Here is a 16,680-nt window from a genome sequence, read left to right on the forward strand (position 1 = left end):
TTAGGAATGGTGGGAGCTTATCTGCGCTTAATACAAACCCACCCTAGAGGTGGGTTTGTTGTTTCTGCCTCGGGGTAACGTGTAAATCTCAGGGAGGTAGTATGAAAAAAGTCGCGGTATTTGGTAAACCCGGCAGCGGTAAGTCGACATTGAGTAAAGAATTGGCAAGTGCCAGTGGCATCCCCTTGCACCCGCTCGACGCCATCGTGTTTAAGCCCAATGGCGAGAGAGTCGCACGGCCCGACTACGACGCCGCGCACATGCAGATACTGAACAGCGAACGCTGGATCATCGACGGCTTCGGCCCCATCGACTCGTTTTATCAACGTCTTGAGCATGCCGATACGCTTATCTACATCGATCTGCCCTACCCACTCAGCTACTGGCTGGTCACCAAGCGCTTCGCCAAAGGACTATTCGTTACACCCGAAGGCTGGCCCGAGGGAAGCTCGATAGTCAAAGGCTCCATCGAGAGCTACAAAACACTCAGGCTTTGTCCAAAATTTTGGAATGCCGATTTCCGCGTGCGACTGGAGCAGCTATCAGCCGGAAAGTCGTTACATATCATCAACTCACTAGCGAAACTAAATCACTTTGTGAGTGACAATGTTGGTTGATATCACTACCCGCAGCCCTCAACCCTGAGCCCCTCAGGGTTGATTATCGCTCACGAAACAGGCAAAGTGCGTGGCCGTTGCGCACTCGACCTGCGCAAACTCAGCTCTTCATGTAATTCAAGGACGAATGAATGCAAGACCTACTGACCTTCTCATCGGTCAAGACCAAGTTTTATCTGGCGATGACCTTTTTGGTTGTTGTCACCCAGCTGATCAACGGCTTGACGCTGGTTAACGCGCGCCAAAAAGAGATCGCCGAAGACATTCTTTTCAATGCCCTGCTATTCGCCGAGTACAACGCGGAAGAAATCGTCGAGTACTATGGCGAGGACGACGATCCCCAGCAGCAAAAATTGTTCGCGCTGATGGATGGCATCGTGCAAAAGAACCGCGATATCGAAGCCATCTATGTTATCAACGAGCTCAACCAACTGGTGGTAACTCCGCAGTCCTTTGCCCAGCGCCAAGCGTTGGTGGGCGATTTGGAAACCGCAGGCGAGGAACTCATCGCTCGCATGCAATCCGGCGAGCCCTCAACCCAAAGCAGCCTGTACCGCGGCCATGAAGTGATCGACATCCTCTATCCCATGGAAGGCGAGTACGACGGCAAAGATTACTTCGTGCACTTTCTGTTTAATTACAAGAATCAAGAGCAATCCATCGCACAGATGCAGCGACAGATGCTGGTCAACGGCTTGGGCTCGTTCTTGGTCGGTTTGCTGCTGATTGTGGCGATCTCCAGCCACTTTACTAAGCCCATCAGGCGGTTGGTGAATCACGTTAAGCAGGTATCAAAAGGGGACTTCTCGTCCAAGATCAATATCACCTCACGCGATGAGCTGGGCGCACTGTCTCACGCCTTCAACGGTATGCAATCGGCACTGGCCCAATCGTTTGGCCAGCTAACCGAAGCCCGCGATCAACTGGCTCAGCTCAATGCAAACCTGGAGCAGCGCGTTGCCGAGCGCACCGAGGAGCTGCACGAAAAAAATGTCCAGCTGGAGCGGATGTCGATTACCGACAAACTCACCGATGTCTACAACCGCGCCAAGCTGGATATCGAGCTAGAAAAAGAGTTCGAACGCTACCAACGCTATCAACAGCCCTTCGCCTTGGTGATGATCGATCTCGACTTCTTCAAGCAGGTGAACGACAACTTCGGCCACCACGTGGGCGACAGTGTGCTGCAAGAATCAGCAGCACTGTTTCTGCACACCGTGCGCGAAACCGACATATTAGGGCGCTGGGGTGGCGAAGAGTTTATGGTGATCTGCCCGAACACCAGTAAAGATCGCGCCATCAGCCTGGCCGAGCGTATTCGCAATGCCATCGAGCAGCATGATTTTGCCCATGTAGGCAAGCGTACCGCCAGTCTTGGGGTGAGTATGATTGAGCCCGGTGATACCTTCGAAACGCTCAGCTCACGCGCTGATACTGCGCTCTACCAAGCCAAGGAGCAAGGTCGAAACAAGGTGAAGTTTGCTTAACGAGAACAATAGTTAAGAGCAGCAATCGTGCTCCATACAACAAAACAGCGGCACAAGGCCGCTGTTTTCATTTCAGACTCAGAGTGGGTACCCACCCGAAAATCCGCTTACTCGATGATGAACTCTTTCATTACATCGAAAATGTTGGTGTTGTCGAAGTAATCACCGGTAGCACCTTCGTTTTGGTACATCTCGGCGTACTTTTCGTCTTTGCCGTCGAAGTGCTGGGCGAACATATCTTCGCCAACGCCCTTCACGTAAACACGTACCAACTCGTTGGTATGGCTACCGCTGTAGTACTTCACTTCAGGCATTTTCTCAATACCCGCGCTTTCTACGGCTGCATAGGCAACTTGGTCAGAGGCTTCACCCAGCACGTAGGAGTTACCGTGGTCAGTGGTCACAATCAGCATAGTCTCATCCCAGCTGCTGTTCTCTTCAACCCACTTGATAACGGCAGCGACCGAATCGTCGAAGTCGATCTGCTCTTCGATGATACGTGCAGTGTGGTTAGCGTGAGCTGCCCAATCTACCGCGCCACCTTCAATCATCACGAAGAAGCCGTTCGGATTCTGCGACAGGTAGTTCAGCGCGCCTTCAGTCATGGTCGTCAAGCTAGGTACGTTGTCGATCATGTCACAGTCAAAGGCAGTGTAGTAATCCTGGCCTTCCTGACATGAGCGCCCTTGTTGCAAGGTGTTGTCATTTTGCGCCAAAGCAAACAATGGCGCCTGCATGAAGCGGTAGTCGGCAGCGCCATCAGCTAAGGCTTCAAAGTCAGCTTTGCTGTCCATAAAGGCCCACGCTTCTTCTTGGCCTTTCGCGACCAATTCACCTTCGTGCAGTGCTTGCCAGTTCTGCTCACTAACGTGACGGAACTCGTAGTTGTCTGGGTTACGCTCAATCCCGTCGCCATTGTATGCCGGGTGGCCGGTGCCCATAATCAGGTCAACCAAGCCCTCTTTTAGCATGTACTCACTGATTTCCAGGGTCGCATTACGGCTGGTATTGTGAGCAGCGAAAGACGCAGGCGTTGCGTGGGTAAACTGAACTGAACTTACTACACCGGTGCTCAAACCTTGAGCTTTGGCGATTTCAGTAATTAACTGACGTGGGCGACCACAGTAATCCACACCCAGAGCGTTATTGTAGGTCTTTATGCCAGCAGAAAGCGCAGTACCTGCAGCAGCAGAGTCGGTAGCGCCCTTGTTGATGTACTCATAGCCCTCGAATGGGCGACGACTGTCAGGGTCGGCAACCGGTGTGTCATCCCACACTTTGCTCTTGTCGTAGCTCACTTCACGTACGCCGTCTTCGCCGGCATCACAAAGCTCTTCAGGATTAGAACGGGTGTTTAGTGGGAAGGTGGTCATCGCATAGCGGGTATCAATCAGCGAGTAAGGCTCAACGCTGTTTGCCAGCTGGCCATGTTGCCAGTAGGCGGCGATATCCCAAGCACCATCACTGGCACCATCGGTCACCATCAGAATAACGTTTTTAGCGCGAACGTCGCGGTCACCGTCATTGTCGCTACTGCTGCTTCCACAACCAGTAAGCACGATACCCGCAGACATACCCAGAGCCAGGGTAAGTTTGTTCAGCTTAGCCAATTTCATCTCTTTCTCCTTAAGCATTGGCGTTTTGAAAACGCAGATGAAATTACTGGCAACGTGCTTAATAAAATTGATCCAGCGCAGTTTTAATAATAGTTACATCAACACTTAATCCCGCTGAAACCTTTGTTTTAATTAGGTGAACCCCTATGTGCAAATATCAAAACCAACAATAACAGCAATGACTTTGTTTATTTTACAAGCGCAACCAATCTACACATTAAAAAAACATAAGTTATTGATACTGATTGCCATTTTCCTTATCAACACGATTATTACCCTGTTGTATTTCAGCATCAAGTCATTACTGATGATAAATGTCGTGGGCACAAAAAAAGCCACCCTAAGGTGGCTTTGAATACCGGAGAAATCGAAACTAGTTAATTGGCACTACCTTTAAGCGACTGCTTGAAATAATCTGCTCGGCGGCATCGATGTATTCTCGCTGCAAGGTTTGCTCGGGCGCTTGCTGGTAGGCCGACAAACGTGCACCAAAGCGCTCCACATCGCCCTGCGCTTGCTGCAGGGTGTCGCTGGCATAGGCATGCGCCTCTACCTCGATGCTATTCACCTTACTGCGCGCTTCTACGAGAGCGGTAGTACGGCGACTCTGTGCCTCCTCAATGATCTTGCGCCGCTCGGCGGGGGCATTTTGCACATTCTCAAAGGCGCGCTTGATGGAGCGTGGCGCCTCCATCCGCCGGATCAACACCGAGGTCAGGTTGATGCCCAATGCTAACTCCTCACTCTGCTGCTGCAGCCGTTGCCGCAGGTATTGCTGGAACTGATTCCGCCCGGTGGTCAGCAGGCTCTCAAAGTCGTGGCCGCTTACATAGTAAAGCGCCTCGCTCACCGCTAATTGACGTAACAGCGCCTCAGCATCCACCGCAGAGCTCTGAAACGCACCCGGCCGCGGGATGTTGTACTGCAGCTCAAAGGCCAGATCCACCAGATCTCCCTCCTTGGTGGTGAGCTCCGGCGGCATGTAAAGCTGGCGCGCCTCTTTGGCATAATTCACGGTGATCGAGCGTAGCTCGGTAGCACGCAGCTTCTGCACCGACTCAAAGGGCCAAGGCAAGCGGTAATGCATCCCCGGCAGCACGTTATCGGCGGTGATCTTGCCAAAGCGGGTGACCACCGCGCGCTGTTCCACTCCCACCGAGTAAAACCCGCTGAGCAGGTAAATAAGCGGCAACAATACAAAGCACACGCCCAGCAAAATGCGGCGACTCGCCCGGGCGGTATCGAGCAAGTCCTGCTTTAAACTCACTTGGGCCATTATTGGGCCTCCACCAACGGGGGATTAAGCAAGGCATCGAACAGCGGCGTATCGGTTGCGAGGATCAGCTGGGTCTGCTCATCGAAGATCTTGCCATAGGCTTCCATCGAACGGGTGAACTGGTAGTACTGCTGATGGCTGGCAAAGGCCTCGTTATATAAACGCGCCGCTTCCGCTTCGCTCTCGCCGCGCATCAGCTGGGCATCGCGGTAGGCCTTGGCGGTGAGCTCGCGCACTTCACGCTCGGTTTCCGCCAAGATTTTCGAGGCGGCCTCTTCACCTTCGGCCCGATATTGCTTGGCCAAACGCTCCCACTCAGATTCCATCCGCTTATAGATAGCCTGTAGGTTCTGTACCGGAAAGCCAAAGCGGTTTGGTCGTACGGATAAGATCTCAATGCCTAACTCATCGGCCGCTTGTTGAGTGCTGCTCTCGGATACCTTGGCGAACAGCTCAGCTACCGCATGCTCCTGCGCGTCTTCGCTGAAGATCCGGTTCACCTGCACACTGGCCACCGCCGCGCCCACCTCGGCATTGGTCATCGCCTCCAGCCTTAGCTCGGCAATGTCTTGACTGCGTACGCTGGTGAGATAGCGCATCGGGTCGCTCACTCGCCAAACCACATAGCTCTCCACCACCACATTGCGGCGGTCGCGGGTGCCGTATTCCATCGCCGGAAGTGACAACAGCTGTACCCGCTTGTCGACCCGCGTTGCCACCTGCACCGGTGCCGGCAGCTTAAAGGCCAGACCGGCCTGCTCGATAACCCGGGTCGGTCGGCCAAATTGGCTGATGATCACATAGTCAGTCTCAGCCACCGATACCAAACAGGTACTCAGTAAATAACCCACCAGTGCCAGTGAGCCCAAAATCCAACGGTTAAATGTCATGTTCTACTACCTGGTAACAGAGGGAATAAAAGGAGAATCGGCGGAGTAAGCCGCCCAAGGCGCCCACACCCTAAAATCGTGCTGGTCGATGCGGGGGTCAACCAGCGTTAACTGGCGCTGGCTCAAAGCCAGCTCGGCGCTGCGCAGCTGTAGCTCAAATTGGAAGGCCTGCGGGTTCTGCTGGTACACCTCGGCCAGTTGGCTAAAGCGCAGCGCATCGCCTTCGGCGCGCAAGGTTCGCTCGACGGCCCGTGACTCCACCTGCGCCTGCTCAGCAATAATCCCGGCGCGCGCCATCGGTAAGGTGTTCAGCCGGGAGGCAATCGCTTGGTTGACGCTATCCTGGCTCTCTTGGTGGGCATTGAGGACGTCGCGATACACCTCCACTAACGAGGCGGGAGGCTGAATCTTTTGCAGCTGCACGCCTACGATTTGGTTCTCAATACCCAAGTCATCCAGCTCACTGTGGATTGCCGCGGCGATGGCCTCGGAGAAGGCGCTATGGCTCTGTTCGAGGAGCTGCTCGTAGCTAACCTGCGCCGTCTGCTGCCATAAGGCACCTTCCGCGATGCGCTGCACCAGCTCATCGACGTTGTCATAGCGGTGATAGATGTCGCTGGCGTTAAGCAAGCGATACTGCAGCGCCAGCTCGAGAAAGATCAGATTCTCGTCACCAGTTTGCAGATAGTTGGTGTTGTCGCGATGCGCCCGACTACCAAATATCTCGAACCACAACCCGTCGCCATTGCTGCGGGTGTAGCTGGAGCGCTCGCTACCCACGGTTAAGGAACGCACCTCTTGGTGGGAGACACGGATCATCTGTCCCCATGGCCAAGGCAGATGATAGTGCAGTCCCGGCTCAATGCCGCTTCGTACCGTACGGCCCAGCTGCTGCTCGATACCTTGGTCGCCATAGGGAATCACTGTCAGGCCACTGGCGAAATAGGCCAGCAATGCGAGCGCAGAAAGCTTGCCAACATGAGCCTTGAACCACCCAAACGTGTTGCAAAAAAGCCGGTGGCACATCCGTCCTAAGGCGACCTTGCGCAGCGCATCCAGCGCCCATTCCCCCAACGACAGCTTGTCAAACTCTTCACCTTTAACCAAACTGCGGATCCCGGAGATAAGTAGTTCAAAGCCGGAGAAGCCAATCAGCAAGGCAATCAGCACCGCCACAAACTCATCCAAGTCGATGCCAATCATCATCCCCAGTAGCGACAGCAGCACCGCAATCGAGGTAAACAAGTCCACCATGCTGTGGTAGCCATCGGCCTCCAGCGCCAGCGAGTCGGTTTGCTTGCCCACATGGGTTTTCAGGCGCGCCATAAAGTAGATGGCCAGAATGATCGCGCTCACCCCCAGCACACCCAGCCACAGGTTATCAATCGCGTTGGCACTTAAGCGGTCCGCTTCCATAATCACCTGATAAGGCAGTAGCAAGATGGCGCAGGCCACCGCAATCACCGCCAGTGACTCAATCCGTTTAGCCCGCCGCAAGGCTTTGTCGCAGCCCTTGCGCTCTTGCCAAACTCGCAGCAAGACACAACCAAAGAACACCACCGATACCAGCAAGTCACTGCCCGAGTGGTAGGCATCCGCCATTAAGGCAGCACTGCCGGTGAGCACGGCCAAACCGATGCGCAGCAGGGTTAAGCCTAAATCGGCAAAGATGGCGATGATAGAAGTTCGAATACGACGATCAATGTGCATGATTCATTCGATACAGGAAAAGGTGAGAGGATTTTCCCGAGGAAAAATGACAGTTATGGTGACTTTTTATTTCAAATAAATGACAGCAACGCCCTTTGTTAATAGGCAGTTAGCAAGGTTGATAGCGGGTAAATAGCGTTTGCTGGTCGCGCTGCAATTTGCCAACAGCGCACAGACAACTTGGCAAATTATGCGTCCAACTCAAGCGACTCGATAAAGGCCTTGGAGTCTTGTTCAAAGGCCGTGACACAATTGGGGCAGATACAGGCCACTCCGCGCTGCTCTTCGGGCAACAAGCTGAGGAGATCCAAGGGAATGGTACGCTGCATACACCAGCAGGCGCCGGACTCGACCTGACAGTGATTGTCCTGTTTACACAAGGGGCAGCGTTTACTCATGGTTCACCTCATTGTTGTTAATTACTCATCAGCGACTGGGCTGGCGGCCAACCACAGCACTTGATAGGGAGCCAGTTCAAACTCGGCCAGCTCAAGGGTACTCGCTGAGATAAGATCGGTACAACTATTCAAGAAGCGCTCTGGGAGCTGGCTGGCATGTTCCAGCTTTTGCGGGAACTTACTGAGGTTAAACACGCACAGCACCCCGTGTTCACCCGGCTCATCGCCTGCTTGGTACTGCGGGGCACCACGCTGCAGCACAAACAGCGCATCGCCGCAGTCATAGACTCGCTGCGGGCTATGTGGATGAAAGGCTGGCGTCGCCCGGCGCAGTTCAATCAACTTACGGTAGCGCGAGAACACTTGGTTTTGCCCGCTCAGCGGTTGCTCCAGGGCTTGCTCAAACTCTTCGAGCTGCCAGCGGTGGCGGTTGATTGAGCGGGTGCGGCCAGTCTCTTCCATCAACTTATGGTCGTTGGCGGTAGCGGTGAGGCTATGAATGTAAATCCCCGGCACACCCTGCATACTCAGCAAAATACATTGCGACACCAAAAAGCGCTCCACCTGCCACTGATCGGAGCCAGTCCGGGTGCCTTGCAGTGCATCGAACAGCGAAATATTCAGCTCATAGGGGTTTTGGGTGCCATCGCCGTTGGACTTCATGCTGACAAAACCACCGAACTCGTGCACCGAGTCCACCAAATCGTCAATCTCGTGGCGGGGGATAATCTGCTCCACCGCCCTCACCCCGATACCATCGTGGGAGGCGACAAAGTTAAAGTAGTTACAGTTGGCGGGCAGCGCGCCTAAGTCCCGCGCCCAGGCGGTCAGGTAATGCCCGTTACCACGGTTAAGCGCATGCAACAGCAGCGGCGGCAGTGCGAAGTTATACACCAGATGGGCTTCGTCGCCGTCACCGAAGTAGGAGATATTCTCAAGGTGCGGCACGTTAGTTTCGGTAATCAACACCAGATTAGGGTCTATCTGGTCCATCACCCAACGCAGCAACTTCACAATAGCATGGGTCTTATGATGATGGATACAGTTGGTACCCAGCTCCTTCCAGACAAAGGCCACCGCATCCAAACGGATATAGCGCGCCCCCTTCATGATGTAGAACAGGATGATATCAACGAACTTAAGCAGCACCTCGGGGTTGGCAAAGTTGAGGTCGATTTGATCCGAGCTAAAGGTTGCCCACACATGCTTGAGCCCTTGGCGGGTGTAGGCATCAACAATCAGCGGCGAGGTACGCGGGCGGGTTACCGCCGAGTAATCCAAGCTGGGGTTAGCCTGAATAAAGTACTCGGCCCCTTCCCCACTGCCGTTCACAAAGTCGTTAAACCATAGGCTTTGCCGCGAGCAGTGGTTCATCACCAAATCGAACATCAACTCAAAATCGTGGCCAATTGCCTGCACATCTTCCCAATCGCCCAAGTGGTAGTTGACCTGTTGGTAGTCGATCACCGAGAAGCCATCGTCGGAGCTAAAAGGAAAGAACGGCAAAATATGCACCGCGCTAAAGGTGTCGCTTAGGTAGCGCTCCAGAAACAGCTTTAGGCTTTGTAGCGGCATTAAGGCGTCACTGAGGATGCTGTCGCCATAGGTAATCAGTACCACGTCTTTTTCGCTGTAGCTCTCGCAGGGGCGGTGATGGGTACGGATGTTCTCGATACGTTCAAGGATGTCGGCGGCAAGTGCGCTATCGCCATAGACCTGCGCTAACAGCGCCTCAAGTTGCTGCATAGTTGGCTCCCCTGCAATAAATCTGTTTAAGCGCGGGTGAATGTAAATAAGCCTCACCCGAGTTGATACCCGAACTACCTCAAGATGCAGGATTCAGAGGCGCTCATACTGCGTTACTGCTCCTTGATTTAGACCACTAGATCTGCGGAACAGTGCCTTGCCTGAGGGACAGGAAACTCTCGCTGAACAAGCACCTTGAGGTTGCTCGGGTATATAACCTTGTTATTACTAGCTTTCCAATATCTATGCCAGCCATAGCCAGGCCTTAGTGTTTTAGCAATTCCCTTATTTTACAATCAGTTATTAGCATCAGTGCGAACAAGGAGAGCGTGATGCCGCACCTCAGCAGCTCGAAAGCACCACATCGGTGCATTGCCTCTGGCTGATTTAGTTCTTGCCGCAAAATAGTGCAACAGGCGGTGTGGTTCACATTTTCATTGAAACCGGCAATTAGCGGAAAAACTACGCCAACTCAGGGGGTTAGACGATTAACTGACAAATCGGCACTGCTTTTGCTCTGCCTTTCCCAACAGAAAGATTTGCTAATGAAAGTTTAAAGACTGGTTAAAAAGAACGCAGGTACACACAACAGGTGTTCGCAGGATTCGCTTTAACTCACAAGGATGTCATATGACCATGATTCACAAATGTCTGTTCCCCGTTGCCGGTTACGGCACCCGCTTTCTCCCGGCGACCAAGTCAATGCCCAAAGAGATGCTGCCCATCGTGAACAAGCCTCTGGTGCAATATGGGGTGGAAGAAGCGGTAGCCGCTGGCATGAAGGATATGGCCTTTATTACCGGCCGTGGTAAGCGCGCCATCGCCGACCACTTCGACATCAGCTATGAGCTAGAGAAAGAGATTGCCGGCAGCAGCAAGGAAGCCTACCTGACCGAGATCCGCAAACTGATCGACAGCATCAACTGCACCTTCACCCGCCAAAAGAAGATGATGGGCCTCGGCCACGCCATCTTGTGCGGCGAAACCCTGATTGGCCAAGAGGCCTTTGGCGTAGTACTGGCCGATGACTTGTGTTTTGGCGAGGGCGATGAAGTATTGGCGCAGATGACCAAGCTGTATGAGCAGTTCCGCTGCTCGATTGTGGCAGTGATGGAAGTGCCCAAGGAAGAAGCCCACAAATACGGGGTTATCGAAGGCGAAGCGCTACGCGATGACCTATTCCGGGTCACCTCGATGGTGGAGAAACCTGCGCCGGGTGAAGAACCATCCAACCTGGCGGTGATTGGCCGCTACATCCTCACCCCAGATATCTTCAGCATTTTGCGCGAGACCCCTCCGGGTAAAAACGGCGAGATCCAGCTAACCGACGCGCTATTGCAGCAAGCTCAACACGGCTGCGTAATGGCCTACAAGTTCAAAGGGAAGCGTTTCGACTGCGGTAGCGTAGAAGGCTTTGTCGAGGCGACCAACTACTGTTTCGAGAACATTTACGCCAAGAAGTAAGGCGTAACTGTCATCGGAAATGCAAGACGCAATTGTAAGTGTAATACCTTAATAGTCATTCCTTTTCTTTTCGGGCCAGCGTTTGCTGGCCCCTTTTTTAGCTATTCTTTTAGCTGTTCTCAACCGCGTTTTGGCTAGCTCAGCTCCACCTCCAACTCACTGCGCCCAGCGCCTTGCGGCCGCAAGCGGATCTTAGCGGCAATCCGCTCTACCAAGGCTTGCACGTGGGAGATCAGCGTCACCTGGCGGCCACTGGCCTGCAGGCTATCCAAGCACGCCAAGGCCACATCCAGACTCTCTGGGTCGAGCGAGCCAAAGCCCTCATCGATAAACAGCGACTGGATCTTCAAGTTGCTGGCACTCAAGCCCGATAAGGCCAGGGCCAAAGCCAGCGATACTAGGAAGGTCTCACCGCCACTGAGGCTGGAGATGGAGCGCACTTCATCGCCCATATCCCGGTCAATCACCTGCAAGGCCAGCTGCGATTCGGGCACCCGCTGCAAAAGATAACGCGGCGCGATCTGCTTGAGCTGGCTGTTGGCCTCGGCCAGCAGGTTCTCTAAGGTGAGCTGCTGGGCGAAGGTGCGGAACTTGGCGCCGGAGGCCGAGCCAATCAGCTCATTGAGTTGCCCCCATACCTCGTGCTCGTCTCGGGCCGCCTGCAGCTTAGCGCTCAGCTCGCTGGCCTGTTGCTGGGCCAGTTGGTCGCGTTCCAGCTGACTACGCAGTTGGTAAATCTGCTCCTCCAAGGCTTGCTTGTGCTCGCCAAACTGGCCGCTGTGTGTCAAGCCAAAGGCCTTGGCCTGCGCTTCCAACTCGGCCAGTTGCTGCTCGACCTGCGCCAATCCTTGGCGATGTTGCTCACTCAAAGTAGCCTGCTGCGATGCCAGCTCGGTAACCCGCTGCTGGAACTGTTGCACTTGCTGTTGCCAGGCTTGCAGCTGCTGCGGGCTATGACTGAGCAGCGCCTGCGCCTCATCGACTTCCACCGCCATCTCGGCGCAGTGTTTGGCAAAGTCATCTTGCAGCTGAGCGAGCTGTTGCTGGGCTTGCTCGCTCTCGGCCTGCACATGCTGCAGCTCGCTCTCCACCGAGGTTTGCTGCTTGGCCAAGTGCAGGGCTTGGTTATCGAGCTGCTGCTTTTGCTCTGCCAATTGCTGGCCACGCTGCTGCTGGGCTTGCTTCCACTGGGCAACCGGCAGGCCGTCAAGCAACTTCCCTCGCTCGGCCGTGTCTTGCTGGTAGCTTTGCTCCAACTGTTCGAGCTGCTCGCAGCGCTGCTGGGCATGTTGTTGCTCGCTTTCCAGCTCCACCTGCACCTTCTGCTGGGCTAAACGCTGCTGCTCCAGCTGTTCTGCTGCCGCATCCAGATGCTGCTGGGCCGAGCGATATTCGCTTTCCAGATAGCGCGCCTGCTCGATGCAGTGCCCCACTCCACCCTGGGCCAGCCACTGCTGCCAGCTATGCGGCGCCAGCGCACTGTCGAGTTGCTCACTTTGCTGGGCCAGTTGCTTATCGCTTTGCTGCAGGCGGCTATCTAACTCATCCAGTTGCTGGCTGAGCTGCTCCATCGCCTGCTTGGCCAGCTGCTTGCCTTGTTCAATATCGGCCTGCATCGCCTCGAGCTGGCTCAGCTGATGCTGCAAGTGATGTTGCTGTTGCTGGCGCTGCTGGAATTGCACGATTTGTTGATAGCGTTGCTGCTGCTCGTTGCTGAGCTGCTGCAGCTGCTCGGCCTGCTGCTGGTAGTCACTCAGCGCCTGTTCGGCATCTTCTGCCAAGGCTAAGGGCTGCGCCTGAGCCCACTGCTGCAGTTGGGCGATCACCGCGCCAAGCTGCTGCTGTTGCTGGGCAAGCTGCTGGGCCTGCTGCGCTAGATATTGCTGGCTTTGCTGCAACTCGCCAAATTCGGCCAGTTTGCGATGCTGTTCGCGGCGCAGTTGCTCGCCGCGCTGGGTAAGCTGCTGCAAAATATCCTGCACCGCTGGCTGCTGCGTCGCATAGGGATGGTGCTCACTGCCACACAGTGGGCAGGCTTCACCATCGGCCAGCTCGCGACGATAATGGCTGAGATCGAGCACCGAACGGGCATTGCTGTAGGCTAGCTCGGCCTCTTTCAATTGGGTGTTTAGCTGCTCCAACGCGTCATGACAGACGCTAAGTTGCTGCTGGGCCTGTTGCTCGGCCTGCGCTAGGCCTTGCTGCTGCTCGCTACACTGCTGGCGCTGCTCCAGACACTGGGCCCATTGCTGCTTGACTGACAAGCTATCGTTAAGTTGCTGACGCTGCTGCTCGACGCTTTGGTAATGCAGCTGTAACTGCTCCAGCTCTTGTTCATCCACTGCTTGTAGCTGCGGCTTAAGTTCGGCCAACTTTTGCGCCACGTCCACCTCAGCGCGCTGGACATGATTAAGCTCGCCCTGGCGTTGCCGCTGGGCCTGCTCACTGAGCTGACGCTTGCTATGTAGCTGGTCGCGTTGTTCAAGCTGCTCAACCGCGCTGATGATCAGCTGCTCCAACTGACCGGGCTGTTGGGCCAATACCGCCAAGCCCTGATGCTGAGCCTGCCAGCTTTGAATCTGCTGCTGGCGCTGCTCTAACTGGCTGATAGCCTGCTGATGCTGCTCGCTGCGAACCTGTAACTGCTGCAAGCCATGCAGCCCCTTCTGATGTTGCTGTTGCAGTTCGCTCAACTGCTTGTGCCGTTCACGAATGCTGGCTTCCAGGCTCAGCGCCTGTTCGATAAGCGGCTCTTGCTGCTGTTGCTGTTGTTGCCAGCTCTCTAAGGCCTTGGCCTGCTCGCTTTGCTGCGCCTGCAACTGCTGGGCTTGCGCGCTGAGCTGCTGCTGTTGCTCGGCCAGTTCGACTTGGCGCTGCTGATAGCGCTCCAGTGCCTGCTGGCGTTCATTGCGCTGCTCGGCATTACCACGCAGTGGCGCAAGCTGCTGCAGGCGATCAAGCTTTTGCTCCAAGGCGAGGTTATCGGCTTGCTGCTGTTGGAGTTGTTGCTGCTCGACGCTGTTCTGATTCAGTGCGTTTTGCAGGCCATCGAGCTGCTGTAAGCCGCGGTTGTAAGTTTGCTGCTGAGAGAGCGCCAGCTCGAGCTTTTGCATCTGCGCTTGTAACGCGCTTTGCTGCTCCTCCAGCTCTGCCCGCTGCTGCTCATCGAGCAGTTCGGTGCCGCCGAGCTGGCGTTCCAGATCCTGACAGGCCTGCAACTTGCCCTTGGCGTTCTCATAGACCTGCTGGGAGATTTGGCTGTACAGCTCGGTGCCGGTCATACGCTCTAATAGTGCCGAGCGCTGCTCTTCCGGGGCTTTCAAAAACGCGGAGAACTCGCCCTGCGGCAGTACAACTGCCCGGCGAAACTGCTCGTAATCGAGACCGACTAAGGCGTCGACCTGTTCTTGAAACTCACGCTTGGTGGCAGAGCTGACTTGGTTGGAGCTCAGATCCACCAGCTCGCGGGTTGATTGTTGCCAGCGCCCGGTGACCTGATTGCGCGCCCGCCGCGCCGACCAGCGCACCCGGTAGCTTTTGCCATCGACACCGACAAAATCCACTTCCGCCAAGCCACCGCTTTTGCCACGGCTGATCAGGTGGCGTACATCGTTGGCTTTGAGCTTTTGCGCTTCACTCTCGCTGCCCACCTCAACGCTGCGCTCGCGTCCACTAAAACGCGGCACTTGTTCAAACAGCGCCAAGCACATGGTGTCGAGCAGGCTACTCTTACCCGCCCCGGTCTTACCGGTAATGGCGATCAGGCCCTGATTTTTAAGCGGGCTTTGCTCGAACTCCACCGCAAAAGGCTGGGCCAAACTGGCGATGTTCTCGCCACGGATTGCCAGGATCTTCATCGCTCGCCCTCCGCATACACCTGCTCCATCACCTCGCTAAAAGCGCGGCTAAGCGCCTCGGAGGGCTTACCCTCAAAACGCTGCTGATGGCACAGCTCAAACACCTGCTCAGGCTTTAGGTTACTCAACTGCTCTCCTGCTTTGGCAAAGTGTTGCTCTGCCTCTTTCTCAGGATAAGAAATGCTGATCTTGGCAAGCCTCAGCCCCTTGTCATAGATGGCGGCCAACACTTTTTCGCGCAGCTGGGTTTGTGGTTGGTCAAGCTTAACCCGCACCTCCAAAAACGGACGCTGCTCAAAGGGCGCGTCAAGCGTCGGTAGCGCATTAAGCTCAGCCAATACCTGCTCAAGCCCAGCGGGCTTTTCAGGCACCACCAGCATCTGACAAAGCTTGGGCGTCTCCAAGCTCTCGACCTCGAACTCGCCCTCCCTCCAGCTCAACAGCTTGAGCTGATGACGATAGCGACGCTCGCTCATCGATAAGGCTAAGGGCGAACCGCTGTAGTGCACCTCGCCCAGCTCGCCTTCACGTACTTTGATTTGTTGGGCCAAATGCAGATGCCCCAGCGCCACATAGTCACTGCGCTCAGGGAAGATGGTCAGTGGCAACGCATGCTGGCCGCCGATCTGCACATGCCGCTCACTCAGCTCGGAGATCTGCCCGCCGGTGACATGGCCGTGGCCCATGCTGACCAGACAATGCTCGGGTTGTAGCAGCGATTGCGCCAGCTCGCCTAGCCCTTTATAGACCTCGCTAATCGCGCTTTGCCAGCGCTGTTGAGAATCGGCAATCTCGCCATCCAACCGCAGATCGCTGCTACGCAAGAATGGCACTGCCAGCACCCAGCCCTTCAGCTCGCCATCGCGCTTTTTCAGCGGTAGCAACAAACGGTTTAGCTCCGGATGCCCGTCATCGTTATACGGCACCGAGCCAATAAAATGCAGGTCGAAATGGGTAAGCAGATGCTGTGGCGCATTCAGTTTGCTTGGAGAGTCGTGGTTACCGGCAGCCACCACCACCTGACAACCGGGGCTTTGCTTAGCCAACTGGCCTAAAAAGCCATACAGCTGCTGCCAGCTAGTCGCTGAGGGGTTGGCGGTGTCGAAAATATCGCCACTAATAAGCAGTGCATCCACTTGATGCTGCTCAATCTGCTCTAACAGCCAATCGAGAAAATACTGATGCTCTGCATAGCGGCTGTAACCATGCAGTTGGTGGCCTAAATGCCAATCTGCTGTGTGAAGAATTTTCATGAACTTACTACAGATACTCGCGAAGATGGCCCTAGTTTACGCGCTAAACAGGGCTTCTCAAAGAGCGGGGATAAGGCGGTGAGAGCTGCGGCTTAATCTTGCTCATTTGGTCTATTTTGCGAGCAGAAATACTGAGAAGTGATTGGTAGAGGTAAGTAGCAAAGTGTAGATAGAGAGCGAGCCTACACCTTATGGAATCATAGGCAGCCTCAACATCACAACCTGATCATAGAGAAACGCAGCTCAAGCTTGGAGGGCCAATAATCCACGCACCGACATAGTGCCTAGTCAGCTTCTTCATTCTTAAGCGGCTTACTAGCAATGATACCTATGCGCTTGTTTCATATCTGAAAGCAATAAATGAGA

At 54.9% G+C, this 16,680-nt stretch carries 11 protein-coding genes; 3 read left to right on the top strand and 8 right to left on the bottom strand.

Annotated elements, in window-relative coordinates:
* The first annotated feature begins 101 nt into the window (after positions 1 to 101).
* Positions 102 to 617, top strand: coding sequence for a P-loop NTPase family protein (locus G461_RS0116740; protein ID WP_026972700.1), 516 nt, complete (start codon positions 102 to 104; stop codon positions 615 to 617).
* Positions 618 to 748: 131 nt separating this feature from the next.
* On the top strand, positions 749 to 2,104 hold the full coding sequence (locus tag G461_RS25610; protein WP_051333631.1) for a diguanylate cyclase: 1,356 nt from the start codon (positions 749 to 751) through the stop codon (positions 2,102 to 2,104).
* A 107-nt stretch (positions 2,105 to 2,211) separates the two neighbouring features.
* On the opposite strand, the gene G461_RS0116750 is transcribed toward G461_RS25610, so the two are convergent.
* From G461_RS0116750 to G461_RS24545, 6 genes are all read right to left on the bottom strand, one after another.
* A complete protein-coding gene (locus G461_RS0116750; RefSeq protein ID WP_035480473.1) occupies positions 2,212 to 3,720 on the bottom strand; it encodes an alkaline phosphatase in 1,509 nt (502 codons plus the stop codon).
* Positions 3,721 to 4,093: 373 nt separating this feature from the next.
* Positions 4,094 to 4,996 carry a protease modulator HflK gene (gene hflK / locus G461_RS0116760; protein ID WP_026972702.1) on the bottom strand — a complete coding sequence of 301 codons (903 nt, stop codon included), beginning with the start codon at positions 4,994 to 4,996 and terminating at the stop codon, positions 4,094 to 4,096.
* The gene (gene hflC / locus G461_RS0116765; RefSeq protein ID WP_026972703.1) at positions 4,996 to 5,886 is read right to left on the bottom strand and encodes a protease modulator HflC; all 891 of its coding nucleotides are present in this window, start codon (positions 5,884 to 5,886) and stop codon (positions 4,996 to 4,998) included. Before hflC ends, hflK begins: the two co-directional genes overlap by 1 nt.
* A 6-nt stretch (positions 5,887 to 5,892) precedes the next feature.
* Complete coding sequence (locus G461_RS0116770; protein WP_026972704.1) at positions 5,893 to 7,596, bottom strand: protease modulator HflK family protein; 1,704 nt, start codon at positions 7,594 to 7,596, stop codon at positions 5,893 to 5,895.
* Positions 7,597 to 7,784: 188 nt separating this feature from the next.
* Entirely contained in the window at positions 7,785 to 7,994 is a 210-nt protein-coding gene (locus G461_RS0116775) for a cysteine-rich CWC family protein (RefSeq protein ID WP_026972705.1), read from the bottom strand.
* A 21-nt stretch (positions 7,995 to 8,015) separates the two neighbouring features.
* A complete protein-coding gene (locus tag G461_RS24545) occupies positions 8,016 to 9,740 on the bottom strand; it encodes a sugar phosphorylase (protein WP_035480476.1) in 1,725 nt (574 codons plus the stop codon).
* Between the two features lie 636 nt (positions 9,741 to 10,376).
* Here G461_RS24545 and galU point away from each other — a divergent pair.
* Positions 10,377 to 11,204 carry a UTP--glucose-1-phosphate uridylyltransferase GalU gene (gene galU, locus G461_RS0116785; RefSeq protein ID WP_026972706.1) on the top strand — a complete coding sequence of 276 codons (828 nt, stop codon included), beginning with the start codon at positions 10,377 to 10,379 and terminating at the stop codon, positions 11,202 to 11,204.
* A 134-nt stretch (positions 11,205 to 11,338) separates the two neighbouring features.
* Here the strand turns inward: galU and G461_RS0116790 are convergent, their stop codons facing one another.
* A complete protein-coding gene (locus tag G461_RS0116790) occupies positions 11,339 to 15,061 on the bottom strand; it encodes an AAA family ATPase (protein ID WP_026972707.1) in 3,723 nt (1,240 codons plus the stop codon).
* Complete coding sequence (locus tag G461_RS0116795; protein ID WP_026972708.1) at positions 15,058 to 16,314, bottom strand: exonuclease SbcCD subunit D C-terminal domain-containing protein; 1,257 nt, start codon at positions 16,312 to 16,314, stop codon at positions 15,058 to 15,060. The genes G461_RS0116790 and G461_RS0116795 overlap by 4 nt, the downstream gene beginning before the upstream one ends.
* Positions 16,315 to 16,680: the final 366 nt, after the last annotated feature.

It is taken from the genome of Aliagarivorans marinus DSM 23064 (assembly GCF_000429485.1).
In the GTDB taxonomy this organism is placed as follows: domain Bacteria; phylum Pseudomonadota; class Gammaproteobacteria; order Enterobacterales; family Celerinatantimonadaceae; genus Aliagarivorans; species Aliagarivorans marinus.

What these genes read in the sequence shown, in the direction of transcription:
- G461_RS0116740 (WP_026972700.1), top strand. Translation starts at nt 102, where the DNA reads ATGAAAAAAGTCGCGGTATTTGGTAAACCCGGCAGCGGTAAGTCGACA.
- G461_RS25610 (WP_051333631.1), top strand. Translation starts at nt 749, where the DNA reads ATGCAAGACCTACTGACCTTCTCATCGGTCAAGACCAAGTTTTATCTG.
- G461_RS0116750 (WP_035480473.1), bottom strand. Translation starts at nt 3,720, where the DNA reads ATGAAATTGGCTAAGCTGAACAAACTTACCCTGGCTCTGGGTATGTCT.
- hflK (WP_026972702.1), bottom strand. Translation starts at nt 4,996, where the DNA reads ATGGCCCAAGTGAGTTTAAAGCAGGACTTGCTCGATACCGCCCGGGCG.
- hflC (WP_026972703.1), bottom strand. Translation starts at nt 5,886, where the DNA reads ATGACATTTAACCGTTGGATTTTGGGCTCACTGGCACTGGTGGGTTAT.
- G461_RS0116770 (WP_026972704.1), bottom strand. Translation starts at nt 7,596, where the DNA reads ATGCACATTGATCGTCGTATTCGAACTTCTATCATCGCCATCTTTGCC.
- G461_RS0116775 (WP_026972705.1), bottom strand. Translation starts at nt 7,994, where the DNA reads ATGAGTAAACGCTGCCCCTTGTGTAAACAGGACAATCACTGTCAGGTC.
- G461_RS24545 (WP_035480476.1), bottom strand. Translation starts at nt 9,740, where the DNA reads ATGCAGCAACTTGAGGCGCTGTTAGCGCAGGTCTATGGCGATAGCGCA.
- galU (WP_026972706.1), top strand. Translation starts at nt 10,377, where the DNA reads ATGATTCACAAATGTCTGTTCCCCGTTGCCGGTTACGGCACCCGCTTT.
- G461_RS0116790 (WP_026972707.1), bottom strand. Translation starts at nt 15,061, where the DNA reads ATGAAGATCCTGGCAATCCGTGGCGAGAACATCGCCAGTTTGGCCCAG.
- G461_RS0116795 (WP_026972708.1), bottom strand. Translation starts at nt 16,314, where the DNA reads ATGAAAATTCTTCACACAGCAGATTGGCATTTAGGCCACCAACTGCAT.